General features: G+C 45.2%; 15 protein-coding genes. 8 read left to right on the forward strand and 7 right to left on the reverse strand.

Annotated elements, in window-relative coordinates; translation table 11 throughout:
• Positions 1–92 precede the first annotated feature (92 nt).
• The 4 genes from glgX (at position 93) to BN3349_RS05550 (ending at position 7,550) form a co-directional block, all read left to right on the forward strand.
• Positions 93–2,090: a glycogen debranching protein GlgX gene (gene glgX / locus BN3349_RS05535; RefSeq protein ID WP_040976349.1), complete on the forward strand. Its 1,998-nt coding sequence runs from the start codon at positions 93–95 to the stop codon at positions 2,088–2,090.
• 43 nt (positions 2,091–2,133) lie between these two features.
• Positions 2,134–3,441 (forward strand): glucose-1-phosphate adenylyltransferase, encoded by a 1,308-nt coding sequence (gene glgC / locus BN3349_RS05540; protein WP_040976350.1) that lies wholly within the window; start codon positions 2,134–2,136, stop codon positions 3,439–3,441.
• A gap of 67 nt (positions 3,442–3,508) precedes the next feature.
• The gene (gene glgA / locus BN3349_RS05545; RefSeq protein ID WP_040976351.1) at positions 3,509–4,951 is read left to right on the forward strand and encodes a glycogen synthase GlgA; all 1,443 of its coding nucleotides are present in this window, start codon (positions 3,509–3,511) and stop codon (positions 4,949–4,951) included.
• A gap of 136 nt (positions 4,952–5,087) precedes the next feature.
• Positions 5,088–7,550: a glycogen/starch/alpha-glucan phosphorylase gene (locus BN3349_RS05550; RefSeq protein ID WP_040976352.1), complete on the forward strand. Its 2,463-nt coding sequence runs from the start codon at positions 5,088–5,090 to the stop codon at positions 7,548–7,550.
• Positions 7,551–7,707: 157 nt separating this feature from the next.
• Here the strand turns inward: BN3349_RS05550 and BN3349_RS05555 are convergent, their stop codons facing one another.
• Positions 7,708–8,316: a DedA family protein gene (locus tag BN3349_RS05555; RefSeq protein ID WP_040976353.1), complete on the reverse strand. Its 609-nt coding sequence runs from the start codon at positions 8,314–8,316 to the stop codon at positions 7,708–7,710.
• Between the two features lie 249 nt (positions 8,317–8,565).
• On the opposite strand from BN3349_RS05555, the gene rplY reads away from it, so the two are divergent.
• The gene (rplY, locus tag BN3349_RS05560) at positions 8,566–8,853 is read left to right on the forward strand and encodes a 50S ribosomal protein L25 (RefSeq protein ID WP_040976509.1); all 288 of its coding nucleotides are present in this window, start codon (positions 8,566–8,568) and stop codon (positions 8,851–8,853) included.
• 199 nt (positions 8,854–9,052) lie between these two features.
• Here rplY and BN3349_RS05565 read toward each other — a convergent pair whose 3' ends face one another.
• Entirely contained in the window at positions 9,053–9,946 is an 894-nt protein-coding gene (locus tag BN3349_RS05565; RefSeq protein WP_040976354.1) for a LysR family transcriptional regulator, read from the reverse strand.
• Between the two features lie 99 nt (positions 9,947–10,045).
• Between BN3349_RS05565 and topA the strand changes: the two genes are divergently transcribed.
• Entirely contained in the window at positions 10,046–12,652 is a 2,607-nt protein-coding gene (topA, locus tag BN3349_RS05570; protein ID WP_040976355.1) for a type I DNA topoisomerase, read from the forward strand.
• A gap of 89 nt (positions 12,653–12,741) precedes the next feature.
• On the opposite strand, the gene uspE is transcribed toward topA, so the two are convergent.
• Complete coding sequence (gene uspE, locus BN3349_RS05575) at positions 12,742–13,668, reverse strand: universal stress protein UspE (protein ID WP_040976356.1); 927 nt, start codon at positions 13,666–13,668, stop codon at positions 12,742–12,744.
• A 132-nt stretch (positions 13,669–13,800) separates the two neighbouring features.
• Positions 13,801–14,574: a fumarate/nitrate reduction transcriptional regulator Fnr gene (gene fnr, locus BN3349_RS05580; protein ID WP_032108969.1), complete on the reverse strand. Its 774-nt coding sequence runs from the start codon at positions 14,572–14,574 to the stop codon at positions 13,801–13,803.
• 128 nt (positions 14,575–14,702) lie between these two features.
• On the opposite strand from fnr, the gene BN3349_RS12045 reads away from it, so the two are divergent.
• Positions 14,703–14,867, forward strand: a complete 165-nt coding sequence (locus tag BN3349_RS12045; RefSeq protein ID WP_180334836.1) for a hypothetical protein — start codon at positions 14,703–14,705, stop codon at positions 14,865–14,867.
• A 40-nt stretch (positions 14,868–14,907) separates the two neighbouring features.
• Here BN3349_RS12045 and ftnA (BN3349_RS05585) read toward each other — a convergent pair whose 3' ends face one another.
• Positions 14,908–15,405: a non-heme ferritin gene (gene ftnA / locus BN3349_RS05585; RefSeq protein ID WP_040976357.1), complete on the reverse strand. Its 498-nt coding sequence runs from the start codon at positions 15,403–15,405 to the stop codon at positions 14,908–14,910.
• A gap of 15 nt (positions 15,406–15,420) precedes the next feature.
• Positions 15,421–15,906, reverse strand: a complete 486-nt coding sequence (ftnA, locus tag BN3349_RS05590; protein WP_040976358.1) for a non-heme ferritin — start codon at positions 15,904–15,906, stop codon at positions 15,421–15,423.
• Positions 15,907–16,225: 319 nt separating this feature from the next.
• Here ftnA (BN3349_RS05590) and BN3349_RS05595 point away from each other — a divergent pair, with 319 nt between their 5' ends.
• Positions 16,226–17,095, forward strand: coding sequence for a pirin family protein (locus BN3349_RS05595; RefSeq protein ID WP_040976359.1), 870 nt, complete (start codon positions 16,226–16,228; stop codon positions 17,093–17,095).
• A 72-nt stretch (positions 17,096–17,167) separates the two neighbouring features.
• On the opposite strand, the gene BN3349_RS05600 is transcribed toward BN3349_RS05595, so the two are convergent.
• Positions 17,168–17,716 (reverse strand): KdsC family phosphatase, encoded by a 549-nt coding sequence (locus tag BN3349_RS05600; RefSeq protein ID WP_040976360.1) that lies wholly within the window; start codon positions 17,714–17,716, stop codon positions 17,168–17,170.
• Position 17,717: the final 1 nt, after the last annotated feature.

The following is a 17,717-nucleotide window of genomic DNA, read 5'->3' on the forward strand; positions in this document are numbered from 1 at the left end:
AAAAAATAAAATGCTATGTGCAATGGATAGATGAGCGCGTTTCGCAGTTGACGCGATAAAACAATAAATAAAGGATTTGGACAAACGGAATAATGACAAGAATTAACTTAGGCAAACCTTATCCCTTGGGTTGTACTCAACAGATTAATAAAGGGGTCACCGGATTTAATTTTGCTATTTATTCATCGCAGGCATCAGCTGTCGAATTATGCCTTTTTGATGATAAAAACGATGTACAGGAAATCCGCTTGCCGATGCACTGCACTCATGATATCTGGCATATTTGGCTAGTTGATGTGTATTACGGTATGAAATACGGTTTTCGTTTATATGGTAAAAACGGTGAAACACTGTGTAACCCACATAAACTGATGTTTGACCCTTATGCCCGCACCGTGGAAGGCAAGCCTGATTTAAGTTCGGCGGAAAGTCGGACATGGTTTTTACTGCATGACAAACGCGATAATGCGCATTTGGCGCCTAAGGCGGTGATCACCAATGAACGCTTCAACTGGAACGGTGATAAGGCACCGAAAACGCCTTGGGCGGAAACCGTGATTTATGAAGTGCATGTGAAAGGTTTTACCCGTTTGCGTGAGGACTTACCGCCGCATATTCGCGGCACCTATGCGGGGTTGGCACATCCGACAATGATCGCCTATCTGAAAGAACTGGGCATTACTGCTATTGAATTGTTGCCGATAAATTATCATCTGGATGAACCGCACTTACAGGAAAAAGGATTGCATAATTACTGGGGATACAACCCATTGGCGATGTTTGCCGTAGAACCGAAATATTGGTCCGGTCAACCGCAAACTACACCGCTGACAGAATTCAAAAGTATGGTAAAAGCCTTGCATAAAGCCGGTATTGAAGTCATTTTGGATGTGGTGTTTAATCACTCGGCAGAGGTGGAAAAGCATTTTCCAACTTTCAGCCAACGCGGGATCGATGATAAAACCTATTATTGGCAAAACCAATCCGGTGAGTATTTAAACTGGACCGGTTGCGGCAACACGATGAATTTATCGCATCGTATCAGTCGCCATTGGGTGATTGATTGTTTGCGCTACTGGGTGGAAAAATGTCATGTGGACGGTTTTCGTTTCGATCTGGCGACAGTGTTGGGGCGGGATAGTCCTGCTTATAATCAGCAGGCATTGCTGTTTCGGGAAATCGCTCAAACACCAAGTTTGCGCCACTGCAAGTTTATTGCCGAACCTTGGGATGTGGGCGAAAACGGTTATCAGCTGGGGCATTTCCCGCCGTATTTCGCCGAATGGAATGATCGTTTCCGCGACGATATGCGTCGGTTCTGGTTATGGAAAAGCGGTGAGCTGGATACGTTTGCCGAACGTTTCGCCGGCTCAAGCGATATATTCAAACAGGCGGAGCGTCTACCGCACAATTCGGTGAATTATATTGCCTCTCATGACGGTTTTACCTTGCGCGATCTGGTGAGTTATAACGATAAGCATAATTTTGCCAATGACGAGGGCAACCGCGACGGCAGCAATAAAAACTACAGCTATAATCACGGTTTTGAGGGCTCAATGAATGCGGCGCGGACAGTGGATTTAGAACGGTTTTTAACCAGTTGCGGTATGTTAGCCGGGTTATTGCTGGCGAACGGGACGCCGATGCTGCTGGCCGGTGATGAATTCGGCAATACTCAGTTTGGGAATAATAATGCATACTGTCAAGATAATGAAACGGCTTGGTTGAAATGGAGCTGGTTTAATCAAGATTTATTTCACGCCGTAAAGCAAACGATTGCGTTGCGAAAACGGATTCAAAGCCTGCGCAATGACAGCTGGTGGAACGATGATAATGTGCAATGGCTGACCCCTCAGGGGGCGCCAATGCCGGTTGTGGATTGGCATAATCGTGAGATTAAAGCATTACAGATAAGATTGGATCAACATTGGTTATTACTAATTAACGCGAAAGCGGGGTTACAGACATTCCGGCTGCCAGAAGGTGACTGGAAAGTGGTATATAGCGCGGCGTCGGCAACAATTCGAAGAGATCAACTGGATGTCGATGAGCTGGCGTTTTGTATATTGCAGGATGTAAGTTGTCGATAAAGTCGATATTGTTGTCAGTTAAATGAATGCGGAGGTAAACATTATGAGTAGCAGCATTTCTAAATTACCGAGTAAATATGAGATCGTTAAGGATACTTTAGTCCTTATTCTTGCCGGCGGGCGAGGTTCTCGTCTTTATGAATTAACGGATAAGCGTGCGAAGCCTGCGCTGTATTTTGGCGGTAATCGCCGGATTATCGACTTTGCCTTGTCTAACTGTATTAATTCCGGTTTGAACCGTATCGGTGTGGTGACACAGTATGCGGCGCATTCACTATTGCGCCATTTACAAACCGGCTGGTCTTTTTTGCCGCAGGAACGCGGTGAATTTGTTGATATGTTGCCGGCGCGTCAGCAAATTGACGATTCCACTTGGTATCGCGGTACGGCTGATGCGGTGTATCAGAATATGGCGATCATCCGCAATCACTATCGTCCGAAATATGTTTTGATTCTGGCAGGCGATCATATTTATAAACAAGATTATAGCCAAATGTTACTGGATCACGTCGCAAGCGGGGCGAAATGTACCGTGGGGTGTATTGAAGTTGAACGTGAAAAAGCGACGGAATTCGGTGTTATGGCGGTAAACGAAAATCTGAAAGTGAAATCCTTTGTAGAAAAAACGAAAGATCCGCCGGCAATGGTCGGCAAGCCGAATACTTCACTGGCATCCATGGGAATTTATGTCTTTGACGCCGATTATTTATATGACGTTTTGGAGCGTGAGGTGCATACACCTTATACTTCGCACGATTTCGGCAAAGATATTATACCGAAAGCCTTAGAGGACGGAGTATTATATGCACATCCGTTTAGCCGTTCCTGTATGGGGCGCAATACCGAGGGGGAAATTTACTGGCGCGATGTTGGTACGCTGGACAGTTTTTGGCAATCCAACATTGATCTGGTCTCGGAAAACCCGCAATTGGATATTTATGACCAAAGCTGGCCGATTCGCGGTAATCCGGTGCAAACCTATCCGTCGAAGTTTTTCTATAAAAACGCCAATGTCAAACCGGTGGATAATTCGTTGATTTCCGGCGGTTGTGTGATTATTGATGCCTCAATCAGCAATTGTGTGTTGTTTGACCGAGTCAGAGTCAACGAAGGGTCCGTGGTGGATCATAGCGTCGTGCTGCCACAGGTAACCGTCGGCAAAAATTGTGTATTGAAACGCTGTATTATTGACCGTCATGTGGTGATTCCGGACGGTATGCAAATCGGTGTTGATGCCGAGGAAGACAGCAAACGCTTTCGAGTCAGCAAAGGCGGGGTGGTATTAGTGACGGAATCCATGCTGAAAAAACTGAACGGCGAAAGTGTGGCCTCCGAGTCGCACTTGGACTGACCGTTGATTATTGAATAGGGTGTAAATTCGCACCCTATTATGATTGTTTGAAGGAAGATGAAATTAAATGAGAGTATTACACGTTTGTTCAGAGTTGTATCCGTTACTGAAAACCGGCGGACTTGCGGATGTGATGGGCGCGTTACCTTTTGCGCAAAAAGACATCGGTATTGACAGCCGTATTCTGATTCCTGCCTATCCGGCTATTGCCGCCGGTATTTGGGATACCGCTGTGGTCGCCGAATTTGATGACAGTGCCGTCGGTCATGTTGTTGTGCGTTATGGGGATTATAAGGGCGTTGGAATCTATTTAATTGATGCGCCGCAGTTATATGCCCGTGCAGGCAACCCGTATCATGATCAATGGTATAACGATTATGCCGATAATTATAAGCGTTTCGCCTTACTCGGGCGGATCGGCGCCGAACTGGCTTGCGGGCTTGATGCTTGGTGGCGAGCAGAGGTCGTACATGCTCATGATTGGCATGCAGGATTAGCCAGCGCATATTTGTTTGATAAAGGACGACCGGCAAAATCTGTTTTCACTATTCATAATCTGGCTTATCAAGGGCAGTTTGCTTATCATCATTTATTTGAAATCGGGTTGCCGGCAAGTATGTTCAATGTGAACGGATTGGAATTATACGGTCAGATTTCTTATTTGAAAGCCGGTTTATATTATTCCGATGCCGTCACCGCAGTCAGCCCGACGTATGCCAAAGAAATTACCTCAGCAGAATTCGGTTATGGTTTGCAGGGATTATTAGCCGGGTTGCACCATGAAGGTCGGTTAACCGGAATTTTGAATGGAGTTGATACGCAAATCTGGCATCCGCACAACGATGCTTATATTGAGGATCATTACCGGCTAAAATCCATGACCGGAAAACGCAGAAATAAGGAAAAGTTACAGGGTTACTTTAATTTGCCACAGCGCCCGCAAGCATTACTTTTTGTGATGGTCACTCGGTTAACGGAACAAAAAGGCGTTGATTTGTTGATTGACAGTGCGGAAGACATCGTGAAGCAGGGCGGGCAGCTGATAATTCTCGGCTCAGGCGCACCGCACTTAGAAGAGGGGATTCAGCGGCTGGCGCAGCAATATCCGCAGCATATTGCGGTTAAAATCGGTTATGATGAAGCGTTATCCCATTTGATTATTGCCGGCGGTGATGTCATTGTAGTGCCAAGCCGTTTTGAACCTTGCGGTTTAACGCAATTGTACGGATTGAAATACGGCACCTTACCACTTGTTCGTGCAACTGGCGGGCTGGCGGATACTGTGATTGACAGCACTGCTGAAAATATTAAAGCGCGACGGGCGACCGGTTTTGTTTTCCAAGAGGCGAGCAAGGAAGCGCTGTCTCAGGCGATTAACAACGCCTTTGCGCTATGGCAGAAACCGCGTTTATGGTTTAGCGTCAGAACCGTCGCCATGGAACAGGATTTCAGCTGGCATAGCGCCGCGACGCATTATCGGGATTTATATCAGTCTCTTTTCTCAAATTAACACTAATCAGGGCAGCGTAATCTGCCCTGATTGTTATCGCCCATGTAAATTAGCGTAATTTTTGTTGTATTTTTGTTCATAATGAATAAAATTACGCCGTTTTTCTATTTAATAGCAATGAGGAGTGATCTACGTTATGGTAATCGATAATATTGATTTTCCATTCTTTTATGACCAACCACAGCATTCAACCGAATCCCTTAAACACGCGATTGTGTATAAATTAATTTTTTCTATCGGACGTTCACCACAGGAAGCCAGCCAGCGCGACTGGTTGAACGCGACATTATATGCGGTACGCGATTTGGTCACGGAGGGCTGGATTTCAACCGCCCGCCAAGCCAGAAGTGAACAAACGCGTCGTGTGTATTATTTATCCATGGAATTTCTGATGGGCAGAACTTTATCCAATGCCCTGATTGCAGAGGGCGTTTATGAGCTTGTCAAAGATGCCCTTGTAGCGCTAAATGTCGATTTAGAAGAGGTGCTGGAAAAAGAAGTGGATCCGGGGCTGGGAAATGGCGGCTTAGGTCGGCTGGCGGCTTGCTTTATGGATTCCATTGCAACCTTAGGAATTCCCGGAACAGGATACGGTATTCGCTATGAATACGGTATGTTTCGCCAGCAGATTGAAGACGGTCGCCAGATCGAAAAACCCGATACTTGGCTGGAAAAGGGGACACCGTGGGAATTTATCCGCCCATCCAAACGTTTTCCAATCCGTTTCGGCGGTCATATTTATTTTGAAGGTAAAAAATGTATTTGGAATAGCAGCGAAGAAGTCACTGCACTGGCTTATGATCAAATGATTCCGGGTTATGCGAACAACAGCGCCGCCACCTTACGTTTATGGAGCGCTCACGCCGGTGATACTTTTAGTTTGGATAATTTTAATAGAGGCGATTATTTCGGCGCGGTGGAACAGCGTTCCGCCATTGAGAATGTATCGCGCGTGCTGTATCCTGACGATTCCACCTGGGCGGGACGTGAATTGCGGTTACGTCAGGAATATTTTCTGGTTTCCGCTTCATTACAGGATATTATCAAACGGCATAAACGGACGCACGGTTCCGTAGAAAATCTGGCCGATAAAGTGGCGATTCACCTGAACGACACTCACCCGGCGCTGGCGATTCCCGAATTAATGTATATTTTGGTTGATCAGGAAGGGTACGGTTGGCAAACCGCGTGGGATATGTGCCGTCGGATTTTCTCTTATACCTGCCATACCTTAATGTCGGAGGCGCTGGAAACTTGGCCAGTAGAAATGATGGCGAAAATTCTACCGCGGCATTTACAGATCATCTTTGAAATTAACGACTATTTTCTAGAATATGTCAGAACTTATGTTACCTCCGAGCAGGATTTTATTCGCCGCGTGTCTTTAATCGAAGAGGGCGACTCACGCAAAGTACGCATGGGCTGGTTGTCGGTGGTGGGCTCGCACAAAGTAAACGGTGTGGCGGCGATTCATTCCGATTTAATGGTTACTTCAACCTTTGCCGATTTTGCGCGTATTTACCCTGAGCGTTTCACCAACGTCACCAACGGAATTACACCGCGTCGCTGGATTGCCGTGGCGAACCCGGATTTATCTGCCCTGTTTGATCGTTATATCGGCACGCAATGGCGTCGTGATTTATCCCAGTTGGAAAATTTAAAGGCGCACCTTGATGACCCCGAATTGAAAAAAGCCATTCCCCAAATTAAACGGGCAAATAAAGTGCGTTTGGCTGATTATGTGAAGAAAAAGCTGGGGATCGAGTTGAATCCGGACGCCTTGTTCGATGTGCAGGTAAAACGTATTCACGAATATAAACGTCAGATTCTCAACGTGCTGCATATTGTTGCGCGCTATAACGAGATGCTCGCCAACCCAGACAAAGACTGGACACCGCGCGTCTTTATTCTGGCGGGCAAAGCGGCGTCGGCGTATTATGCGGCGAAGCAGACAATTCATTTAATTAACGATGTCGCCAATGTGATCAATCGGGACGAACGTCTAAAAGGGCGCTTAAAAGTGGTATTTATTCCCAATTACAGCGTGAGTTTGGCACAACTAATTATTCCGGCGGCGGATATTTCCGAACAGATTTCGCTGGCGGGTACGGAAGCCTCCGGCACCAGTAACATGAAGTTTGCCTTAAATGGCGCATTAACACTGGGCACCTTGGACGGCGCGAACGTTGAAATTCTGGCGAATGTCGGAAAAGACAATATCTTTATTTTCGGCAATACGGTGGAGCAAGTAGAAGCGTTACGTCGTAACGGATATAGCCCGTTTGACGTTTATCAGCAGGACGAACAGCTGCGCAGCGTAATTGATCAAATTTACGCCGGACGTTTTTCTGCTAAAGAACCGCATCGCTATCATGATTTGCTGAATTCATTGCGTTCTTATGATTATTATCAAGCATTTGCTGATTTCCGCAGTTATCTGGAAGCGCAGCAAGCGGTAGATAAAAAATATCAGGATCAGACGGCATGGGTTGACAGCGCATTGCAGAATATCGTGAATATGAGTTTCTTCTCTTCCGACCGTACCATTGCCGAATATGCAGAAAAAATTTGGAAAATCAAACCGTTGGCATTGGATTAAGCGCGCATAAAGACGGTGCGGATAGGCGCTGTTGTCTGATAAAGTGTTTAACGCTTTTGGTATGTTGAGCGTTTTGATTGCATTCAATACAGATAAAAAGGCATAGCGGACAAAAAAGTGCGGTTAAAAAATCGAAAATTTTAACCGCACTTTATCGTTATTCTGAAGCCGTTTTTTGTGTTTTACTTTTTTTCCATTTCCAGAATAAAAACAGCACTAATACCGCAATAATGATATAAATGGCGATTTGCCCTTTTTTAATCTGAGCATGCAGCCAATCCAGATTACTGGCGCCGAAATGACCGAGATAAACCCAAATCGGTACCGAAATGATCGCGGCAAAAAAATCAATCAGCACGAAACGTAAAAAACTTACCCGACGAGTAATGCCGGAAACCATATAAATCGGCGCTCTCAATCCTGGTAGAAAGCGCGCGGTGAATAACACGCGATTGCCGTATTTATCAAACTGAGTACGCACCATTTTTAAACGCTTAAGAGTCAGAATTTTACGAATGGGGCGAAAACGCAGAATTTTGATGCCGTAAATTCGACCGAGCCAATACATTGTGCTATCGCCGATCAGCACCCCCAGCATGCTCACCAGCACCATAATATGCGGATCGGTATAGCCCAAGCCGGAAATCACCCCCCCCGACACCAACGTAATATCTTCCGGAATCGGCGCACCGAATCCACAGATAATCAAAACAAAAAGTACCGCGAAATAACCGTAATCCGTAAAAAAATTAATCAAAAATTCCATTGTAAATCCCGTATCTTTAATTAACAGAACGACTTATAAATTCAGTGTGTCATTGTAGCTTGTTTTATATGCGAATGGCTATAAAAAATTTTCCCTTAAAAAGAATTAACTGAATGATTTTATTTGATTTAATACGGCAAATTGATTATAATGCGCGACCTCAAAGTGATTCTTTGGGCTGAATATGGAAAATCGCTGGGTCGCCTGCGATTTTTTAAGATTAATTTTTTATTTAAAGAGAACATAATTATGGCATTTAAATTTAACGCTGAAGTTCGTACAGCGCAAGGTAAGGGTGCGAGCCGCCGCCTGCGTCACAACGGTCAAATCCCGGCAATCGTTTATGGCGGAAGTGAAGCACCGGTTTCTATCGTATTAAATCACGATGAATTAAACAACGCACAAGAACACGACGGATTCTACTCCGACGTTATCACATTGGTGATCGACGGTAAAGAAGTGGCTGTTAAAGTTCAAGCCATGCAGCGCCATCCATTCAAACCGAAACTGGTTCATATTGACTTCAAAAGAGTATAACTCGGTATTTATAAGGCGTTAACGCTATTTTTCCGAAGCGTGTTATTAAAAGACCAATAGTCTTAAGTTTCGGAAATCATTTTTGCTATAAAAGACCCATTATTTTAATGGGTCTTTATTGTTTCGGCGGTTTGAGCAATTTTCCTTTTCTGGCTTTATAAATAGGAATAAGTGCGGTGGTTTTTTGGGCATTTTGGGGTTATTTGGTGGCACACAGATTGAGCCCGCCGATAAAATCGATAAACGCTTTGACCTTAGCGGTTAAATGACGGCGGTGCGGGTAAACAATATGCAAATCTAGCTGTTGTTGACGATAATCGGACAGCACTTCGACCAGTTCGCCGCGTTTTAATTCGTCTTCAATGAAAAAGCGTGGCGAGTTAATAATACCAAGCCCTGTTTTCGCCAGCTCAGCAAGGGTTAAGCCGTTATTGCAAACCAATTTGGAGCGCATTTTTATACGTTGAATACGGTTTCCATCGCTGAACTCCCAATAAATTTGATTGCCGGTGGCTTTATACAGCAGACAATCGTGTTCTTCCAGCGCTTGCGGGTTCTGCGGTATGCCGTGTTGTGCCAGATAGTCCGGCGATGCGACAAAGTGCATGGTGGAGGTGGCGATTTTTTTCGCGACCAGCGAACTGTCTTGTAGATAACCGATGCGCAGCGCGAGATCAAACCCTTCAGAAACCAGATCGACCATGCGGTCGTTAAATTCGATTTCCATATGTAAATTGGGATGGGCTTTAATAAATGAAGCCAGATTCGGTGCGATAAAGCGCAAACCGAAATCGCGCGGAATCGAAATGGTTAGGTTGCCTTGCAAGGTTGTCGCCAGATTGCTGATGCTGGCTTCGGCATCTTCCAGTTCGGTTAAAATCGGCTGGCAGCGACGATAATAAATCAAGCCGGCTTCCGTTGGAACGATTTTACGTGTGGTGCGCTGTAATAAACGGGTTTTAAGCTGTTCTTCAAGCTGAGAGACCAGTTTGCTTGCCATCGCGACGGAAATATTTTGCTGTGCCGCGGCTTGGGTAAAACTTTGTGTTTCAATCACTTTGCAAAAGACGGAAATTGCATTCAGTTTGTCCATTTATTATGCCTTTTTTAAAAAAATGGTTGACCTAACAACAGATAGTCAGCAATATAACGGCAATTTTACACAAAATAAAACGAATTAGGTAAATAAAAGATGAGTAAATCCTTGGTTATTGTGGAGTCGCCGGCAAAGGCGAAAACCATTAATAAATATTTAGGTAGTGATTATGTGGTGAAATCCAGTGTCGGGCATATCCGCGATTTACCCACTGTCGGCAGCAGCAACGGCGAAAAAGCCAAGCCGGTTTCTACCAAAGGATTGAGCGTGCAGGAAAAACAGCAAATCAAGCGAGAAAAAGAACGTAATGCGTTGGTAAAGCGCATGGGCATTGATCCTTACCATGATTGGGCGGCGAATTATCAGATTTTACCGGGCAAAGAGAAAGTGGTATCCGAGTTGAAGTCGCTGGCAAAAAAAGCGGATCATATTTATCTGGCGACCGACTTGGATAGAGAAGGGGAAGCTATCGCTTGGCATTTGCGTGAAGTGATTGGCGGCGATGATGCGCGTTTCAGCCGCGTTGTGTTTAACGAAATTACTAAAAATGCCATTAAACAGGCATTTGAAAAACCGGAACAGTTAAATCTGGATCGGGTGAATGCCCAACAAACGCGGCGTTTTCTCGATCGGGTGGTGGGGTTTATGGTTTCGCCGTTGTTGTGGAAAAAAGTTGCCCGCGGCTTATCAGCCGGGCGTGTACAGTCCGTCGCGGTAAAATTATTGGTTGAGCGCGAACGCGAGATCAAAGCGTTTAAGCCACAGGAATACTGGGAAGTGGACGTGTTGACCGATACGCGGCAGCATGCCGCGATTCGTCTTGATGTTACTGAGTTTCAGGGCAAAAAATTCGAACCGAAGAATGCCGAACAGGCAAAAAGTGCGGTGGATTTTTTGCAGAAATCCGGTTACCGTGTCACCGAATTGGAAACCAAACCGACCGGTTCTAAACCGCGCGCTCCTTTTATTACCTCAACATTGCAGCAAACGGCAAGCACTCGGCTGAGTTTCGGTGTGAAAAAAACTATGATGTTGGCGCAGCGTTTGTATGAAGCGGGCTATATTACCTACATGCGTACCGACAGCACCAATCTAAGCCAAGATGCGCTTGGCATGGTGCGTGATTATATCGGTAAGCATTTCGGGCAGCCGTATTTACCTGCCAAACCGAACTTCTATTCCAGCAAGGATAACGCGCAGGAAGCCCATGAGGCTATTCGTCCTTCCGATGTGAATATTCAAGCCGATGCGCTTGTCGGTATGGAAAAAGACGCCGTGCGGTTATATGATTTGATCTGGCGCCAGTTTGTCGCCTGTCAGATGCCGGCTGCACAGTATGACAGCACCACCTTAACCGTCGCGGCGGGCGATTATGTACTGAAAGCCAAAGGGCGTATTTTGCGCTTTGACGGTTGGACGAAAGTGCTGCCGCCAATCGGCAAGCAGACGGAAGATCAGGTATTGCCGGATGTGGTTGTCGGCGAAACATTAAATTTACGAGAGGTAATCCCGCAGCAAAACTTTACCAAGCCGCCGGCACGTTTTACTGAAGCCGCACTGGTGAAAGAACTGGAAAAACGTGGCATCGGTCGTCCTTCTACATATGCCTCGATTATTTCCACCATTCAGGAACGTGGTTACGTGCGCACGGAAAACCGCCGTTTTTATGCGGAAAAAATGGGGGAAATCGTCACTGATCGTTTGGATCAGTCTTTTGTCGAGCTGATGAATTATGATTTTACCGCCAATATGGAAGATGTGTTGGATCAGATCGCAAACGGTAAAAAAGACTGGAAGACCGAGTTAAATCACTTTTTTAAAGATTTTTCTCAGCAACTGAGCCAAGCGGAGCTAGATGAACTGGAAGGTGGTATGAAGCCGAACAGTCTGGTGCTGACGGACATTAACTGCCCGACTTGCGGGCGCAAAATGGCAATTCGCACTGCTAGCACCGGTGTCTTTTTAGGCTGTTCCGGCTATGCGCTGCCGCCGAAAGAGCGTTGCAAAACCACAATAAACTTGATTCCCGAAGCCGAATTACTGAATGTGCTGGATGAGGCATCGGAAACTAAAGCATTAATGGAGCGGAAACGTTGTCCGAAATGCGGTACGGCGATGGACAGCTACCTTATCGATACGCAGCGCAAACTGCATATCTGCGGGAATAATCCGAACTGTGACGGTTATGTGGTGGAACAGGGCGAATACAAAATCAAAGGCTATGACGGTCCAGTTGTGGAATGTGATAAGTGCGGTGCCGATATGCACCTGAAATTAGGTCGTTTCGGTAAATATATGGCTTGTACGCAATGTGACAACACGCGTAAGATTTTAAAGAATGGGGAAGTCGCTCCACCGAAAGAAGAACCGGTGCATTTCCCGGAATTAAAATGTGAAAAATCCGATGCGTATTTTGTACTGCGCGACGGCGCCAGCGGCGTGTTTATGTCGGCGCATAATTTCCCGAAATCACGCGAAACCCGCCCGGCAAAAGTGGCTGAATTGGCGTTATACCGTGATCGCTTACCAGAAAAACTGCGTTATTTAGCCGATGCGCCGCAGCAGGACGCGGAGGGAAATGCCGCGATCATTCGCTACAGCCGCAAAGAAAAACGCCAGTATGTGACTTCTGAGAAAAATGGCAAGGCGACAAAATGGATCGTTGATTATTTGGACGGTAAATGGGTGGAACGGCATAAGTAATCTTGTGCTATGCGGACATAATATGCGGACATAAAAAAGTGCGGTTAAAAATGTTTGATTTTTTAACCGCACTTTTTGTATAAACCGACTTATTCTTTTTCGCTCGGTTTAATTGCCAGCAAGTTACAATTTAGTTTGCTGATGACATGCTCTGCCGTATTGCCTAAAAACGCGGCAGACAAACCGGTACGTCCGATAGTACCTAGTACGACCATTTCCGCACCGATTTCTTTCGCAACCGCCGGGATTACATCTTCCGGGAAGCCTTCACGCACGTGCGTGTGATCTTCATCAACGCCGAATTTCTGGCGTAATGCTTTCATATTAATCAGATGTTGACCGCGGATACTGTTATTGTATTCGGCGGTGTTGAATTCTGGCAGATCAATTGCCATATTGATTGGGGTCGGCGGGTAGGCGGTTACCAGATGTACGTTACCGCGCTCTAAAATATCGGCTAAATCAATGCCTAAAGTGACTAATTCATCATTGAAAATGCTGTGGTAGTCTTCATCATCGGACACGTTTACCGCAACCAGAATGCGACGTTGGTGTTTCCAGTCACCGTCTTTGACAATCATAATCGGCGCCGGGCATTTACGCAGCAGCTGCCAGTCCATCGGGGTGAAAATCAGAGAAGCGATACTTTCTTCTTCTTGCGTATATTTCACCACTAAATCATAACCATGACGTTCCACTTCCTCAGTGATTGCCTCGGCTTCATTACTGTTCCACACCACGGTGGAATCGAATTCAATATTCGGATCGGCGTATTTTTCCAGATAGGGCTGAACCGCTTTATGTCGCTGCTCGATCACGCCGTGGTGCATGCTCTCGCGTTCTTCGGCGGACAGCAGGGCGGACATTTCGTAAGACAGATCATATACCGCCATAAAGGTTGTGATTTTTACCTTTGTTTCGCTTTTCTGCTCTTTTACCAAGCGAACCGCGCGGGCGAGCGCGTATTGTTTCTCATTTTCCGGATTCAGTACGACCAGTATATTCGTAAACTTCATAACAACCTCCATGCTATGGTTTTAATCGCTAATAGCATAGAAAAGATTTGAGTAAATAACAAGAAGAGTTTTGAAAAAAATCGACCGGCGCCAAAATATTCTGCGCCGGCAAAAAGTGTGATTTAAAACCGCTTAGCTAATCATTTGAATGCGGGATTTGGTGGCGCCGGCCAATTCAGAAAGCTCCGCCATATTGTTAATGGTGATATATTTTCCCTGCACCGATAACATGCCAATTTTCTGGAAGCGTCCCAGCAGGCGGCTGATGGTTTCAACGGTGAGCCCGAGGTAGTTGCCGATATCGCCGCGAGTCATGGTGAGGCGAAATTCCCGGGCGGAAAAACCGCGTGCAGAATAACGACGGGATAAGTTATAAATAAAAGCAGCGAGGCGTTCTTCGGCATTCATTTTGGACAGCAGTAAGATCATTTCTTGATCGCTTTTAATTTCATTGCTCATTAAGCGCATGATTTGCTGGCGCAGTTTTGGCATTTTGCCGGATAAATCATCTAATATATCAAAGGGAATTTCGCATACCATTGCGGTTTCCAGCGCTTGCGCAAAACTCGGATGCTGCATATTGATAATTGCGTCGAAACCAACCAGATCGCCCGGAAGATGGAAGGAGGTGATCTGCTCTTCACCAGTTTCGCTGATCGTATAGGATTTAATGGTGCCGGAACGGATAGCATAAAGCGAGCTTAATTCGTCCCCCGCTTTGAATAATACTTGAGATTTCTGGATCGGTTTTTTACGCTCAATAATATTATCAAGCTGATCCAACTCGTGTTCATTTAAGGTGAATGGGATACAAAGTTGGCTGATACTGCAATCTTGGCAGTGAATCGCGCAACCGCCGGACTGAACTCGGCGTCCAATTTTAGTTTCGCTGGCTAAAATTTTCATTTAATCCTCAATAACTCGATAAAGCCAAAAGAAAATCGTGATAAAATTGATCTAACTCAATAAATAATAGCATTAAATCTAAAAATTAAGAAGATTTAAATAGTTAAAAATATGTTAAGGAATATGGCATGGCTGCGGAAAAGTTGACTAAAAAGCGTTTGATTCAAATTTTACTGATGTTGTGCATTTTGCTTTCGGCATTTATTTATCATACCTGCCGCTATGACAGCACAGCAGTACCTAAAACGGCTGTGGAAAGTGCGGTGGAAAATACGCAGATAACTGAGAAATGACAATGCCGGCAGGAAAGCCGGCATAATGCTGAATGAACAATTAACCTGCGCTTGCCAGATTGGCTAAATCTTTATCTACCAAGAACAAGCCTTTGCCGTCGTCGCCGAGAAGATTCAGTTTATCCAGAATTGCGCTGAACAGTTTTTCTTCTTCATGCTGTTCTGCCACATACCATTGCAAGAAGTTAAAGGCGGAAAAATCTTTTTCTTCAAAGGTTTTGCCAACCAGCTCATTGATTTTGCCGGTAATCAGTTTTTCATGCTGATAGGTCAGTTCCATTACCTGTTTTAAGGAAGAAAAATCGTGTGGCGGTGCGTTAATTGCGCCGATAACCGGTAATGCCCCGGTTTCATTCAGATACGTGAATAATTTGCGCATGTGCTGCATTTCTTCCGCTGCATGGGCAGACAAAAACTGTGCCGCACCTTTAAAGCCCTGTTGTTCGCACCAAGCGCTCATTTGCAGGTATAAGTTTGAGGAATAAAATTCCAGATTCATTTGATCGTTTAATAATTTGATTACGTTTGCCGATAGCATAGTACGGTTCTCCTGTTATAAAGTGGCTAAATCACGGTCAATATAGTACAGCGAACGACCGTCTTCACCAACCAAATTAAATTTATCCAAAATGCTGCTGAAGAGTTTTTCTTCTTCGTGTTGTTCCGCTACATACCATTGTAAAAAGTTGAAACTGGAATAGTCTTTGTGGGCAAATGTCACTTCCACCAGTTCGTTGATTTTCGCGGTCACGAATTTTTCGTGTTCCAGAATAATTTCAAACACTTCTTTCAGTGATTGATAATCATTTTTCGGTGCGTCAATGGCGCCTAATAGCGGCAGCCCACCGGTTTCGCTGATATAAGTGAAGAGTTTTTGCATGTGCGACATTTCTTCATCGGCATGGCGCAATAAAAATGCCGCCGCGCCTTCATAGCCTTTTTGCTCACACCAAGCGCTCATTTGTAAATAGATATTGGATGAATAAAATTCCAGATTAATTTGTTCGTTGAGTTTTTCACTAATCGCATGATTTAACATAACAAACTCCTTTCCTTGATAAATTGATCACAGCGGCATCAGTTTAACGGTTTTTTTACATATTGCAAGTTTTATTTCATGTAACTCATTAATTTCAAAGAGTATTTTTAATGGAAATTATTCTTGTTTAACAAATAAAGATACGAATTGTTAACAACAATGCCACTGCCTTGACTAATATTTTTAAGGCATAACATTATTTATTATTGGTTGAAAGTCTTTCAATATTATCTATATTTATTAATTTAAAGTTAATTATATAATGGTATCAAATTGACCGATAGACGGCTTAACAAGAGGGATAGGTAAGGAGCAGGCAATGAAAAAAGTCGCAGCCGTGCGCAACGCGCCGGCAAAACATTGGGTTGGTAACGGTTTCCATGTGCATTCTATGTTCAGTTATCAGGAGAAACATAACAATCTCAGTCCGTTTTTATTAATGGATTACAATCCGCCGTGTTATTTTGACGGCGGGCGTCGTACTGATTTTCGCGGCGTCGGTGAGCATCCGCATCGCGGTTTTGAAACGGTGACAATCGCGTATCAGGGCGAAGTTACACATAAAGATTCTTATGGCGGCGGCGGAACGATCGGTACTGGTGATGTGCAGTGGATGACCGCCGGAGCGGGATTAATGCACCAAGAATATCATTCCGCAGACTATTCGCAAAGCGGCGGTCTGTTTGAGATGGTGCAACTGTGGGTAAATCTGCCGGCTAAAGATAAAATGACGACGCCGAAATATCAGGCGATTAAATCCGCCGACATTCCGGTGCTACAATTCGCAGGTAATGCGGGCTGTGCGCGTATCATCGCAGGTGAGCTGGATAAGGTAAAAGGCGCGGCGACAACATTCACACCGGTGAATATGTGGGATGTGACAATAAGCGGCGGTAAATCGCATGAGTTTGTGGTGCCGGAGTCGCATAATCTGATTATTCTTGTATTAGACGGCTCGGTACGGATTAACGATGCACATATTGCCCGCCATAGTCAGTTGGTAACCTTTGAACGGGGCGGCGCCGATGTGAAAATTCAGGCGAATAACAACGCGAAGTTATTATTGTTGAGCGGCGAACCGATTGATGAACCGCTTGTTGGTTACGGACCTTTTGTGATGAACAGTAAGGCGGAAATTTTGCAGGCGATACGCGATGTGCAAAGCGGTAAATTCGGGCAAATCGCCTGAACGAAAAACTGCGCTGAAACTGACCGCACTTTGGTTAGAATAAAAAAAGTGCGGTCGATTTTTTACATCGTTTTATTGCGCCATATTTTCCACGGTTTTCAAAAATCCTTGTGCGGTGGCATACACATCGGTTTTGCCCTGTGCGCGTAAAATCAGATCCGACATTTCACGAAACGCACCTTTACCGCCGTGCAGTTCCAGCACATGATCGGCACAATCTTGCACATAGTTCATGGCGTCACCTACAGCAAAGGTCAGACCGCAGACCGCAAAGGCAGGCAGATCCACGCTGTCATCGCCGATATAGGCGGTTTGTTCCGCGCTGACACCGGCTTGTCGCATCAGCTCAAGGCAGGCGCTTTCTTTTTCCAGTTTACCGAGCAGAAACAGGGTAATGCCAAGATCGTCGAGGCGTTTGCGCAAAATAGCAGAATCCCGTCCGGACAGTACGGCAACTTGAATGCCGTTTTCCATAAGCATGCGGATGCCCAGACCATCGCGCACATGAAAACTTTTCAGTGCCTCGCCGTGGGCATTATAATGTAGCAAGCCATCGGTCAATACGCCGTCCACATCGCTTATCACCAGTTTTATTTTCTGTAGTTTTTCATTGTTAATCATA

The sequence above is a fragment of the Necropsobacter massiliensis genome (genome assembly GCF_000827595.2).
GTDB classification, from domain to species: Bacteria; Pseudomonadota; Gammaproteobacteria; order Enterobacterales; family Pasteurellaceae; genus Necropsobacter; species Necropsobacter massiliensis.

Bases quoted from the DNA above. Each gene is read 5' to 3' on its own strand.
- BN3349_RS05555 (WP_040976353.1), bottom strand. From the start codon at position 8,316: ATGGAATTTTTGATTAATTTTTTTACGGATTACGGTTATTTCGCGGTA.
- ftnA (WP_040976358.1), bottom strand. From the start codon at position 15,906: ATGTTAAATCATGCGATTAGTGAAAAACTCAACGAACAAATTAATCTG.
- BN3349_RS05565 (WP_040976354.1), bottom strand. From the start codon at position 9,946: ATGGACAAACTGAATGCAATTTCCGTCTTTTGCAAAGTGATTGAAACA.
- glgA (WP_040976351.1), top strand. From the start codon at position 3,509: ATGAGAGTATTACACGTTTGTTCAGAGTTGTATCCGTTACTGAAAACC.
- BN3349_RS12045 (WP_180334836.1), top strand. From the start codon at position 14,703: ATGGCTGCGGAAAAGTTGACTAAAAAGCGTTTGATTCAAATTTTACTG.
- glgX (WP_040976349.1), top strand. From the start codon at position 93: ATGACAAGAATTAACTTAGGCAAACCTTATCCCTTGGGTTGTACTCAA.
- BN3349_RS05600 (WP_040976360.1), bottom strand. From the start codon at position 17,716: ATGATTAACAATGAAAAACTACAGAAAATAAAACTGGTGATAAGCGAT.
- topA (WP_040976355.1), top strand. From the start codon at position 10,046: ATGAGTAAATCCTTGGTTATTGTGGAGTCGCCGGCAAAGGCGAAAACC.
- rplY (WP_040976509.1), top strand. From the start codon at position 8,566: ATGGCATTTAAATTTAACGCTGAAGTTCGTACAGCGCAAGGTAAGGGT.
- ftnA (WP_040976357.1), bottom strand. From the start codon at position 15,405: ATGCTATCGGCAAACGTAATCAAATTATTAAACGATCAAATGAATCTG.
- uspE (WP_040976356.1), bottom strand. From the start codon at position 13,668: ATGAAGTTTACGAATATACTGGTCGTACTGAATCCGGAAAATGAGAAA.
- glgC (WP_040976350.1), top strand. From the start codon at position 2,134: ATGAGTAGCAGCATTTCTAAATTACCGAGTAAATATGAGATCGTTAAG.
- fnr (WP_032108969.1), bottom strand. From the start codon at position 14,574: ATGAAAATTTTAGCCAGCGAAACTAAAATTGGACGCCGAGTTCAGTCC.
- BN3349_RS05550 (WP_040976352.1), top strand. From the start codon at position 5,088: ATGGTAATCGATAATATTGATTTTCCATTCTTTTATGACCAACCACAG.
- BN3349_RS05595 (WP_040976359.1), top strand. From the start codon at position 16,226: ATGAAAAAAGTCGCAGCCGTGCGCAACGCGCCGGCAAAACATTGGGTT.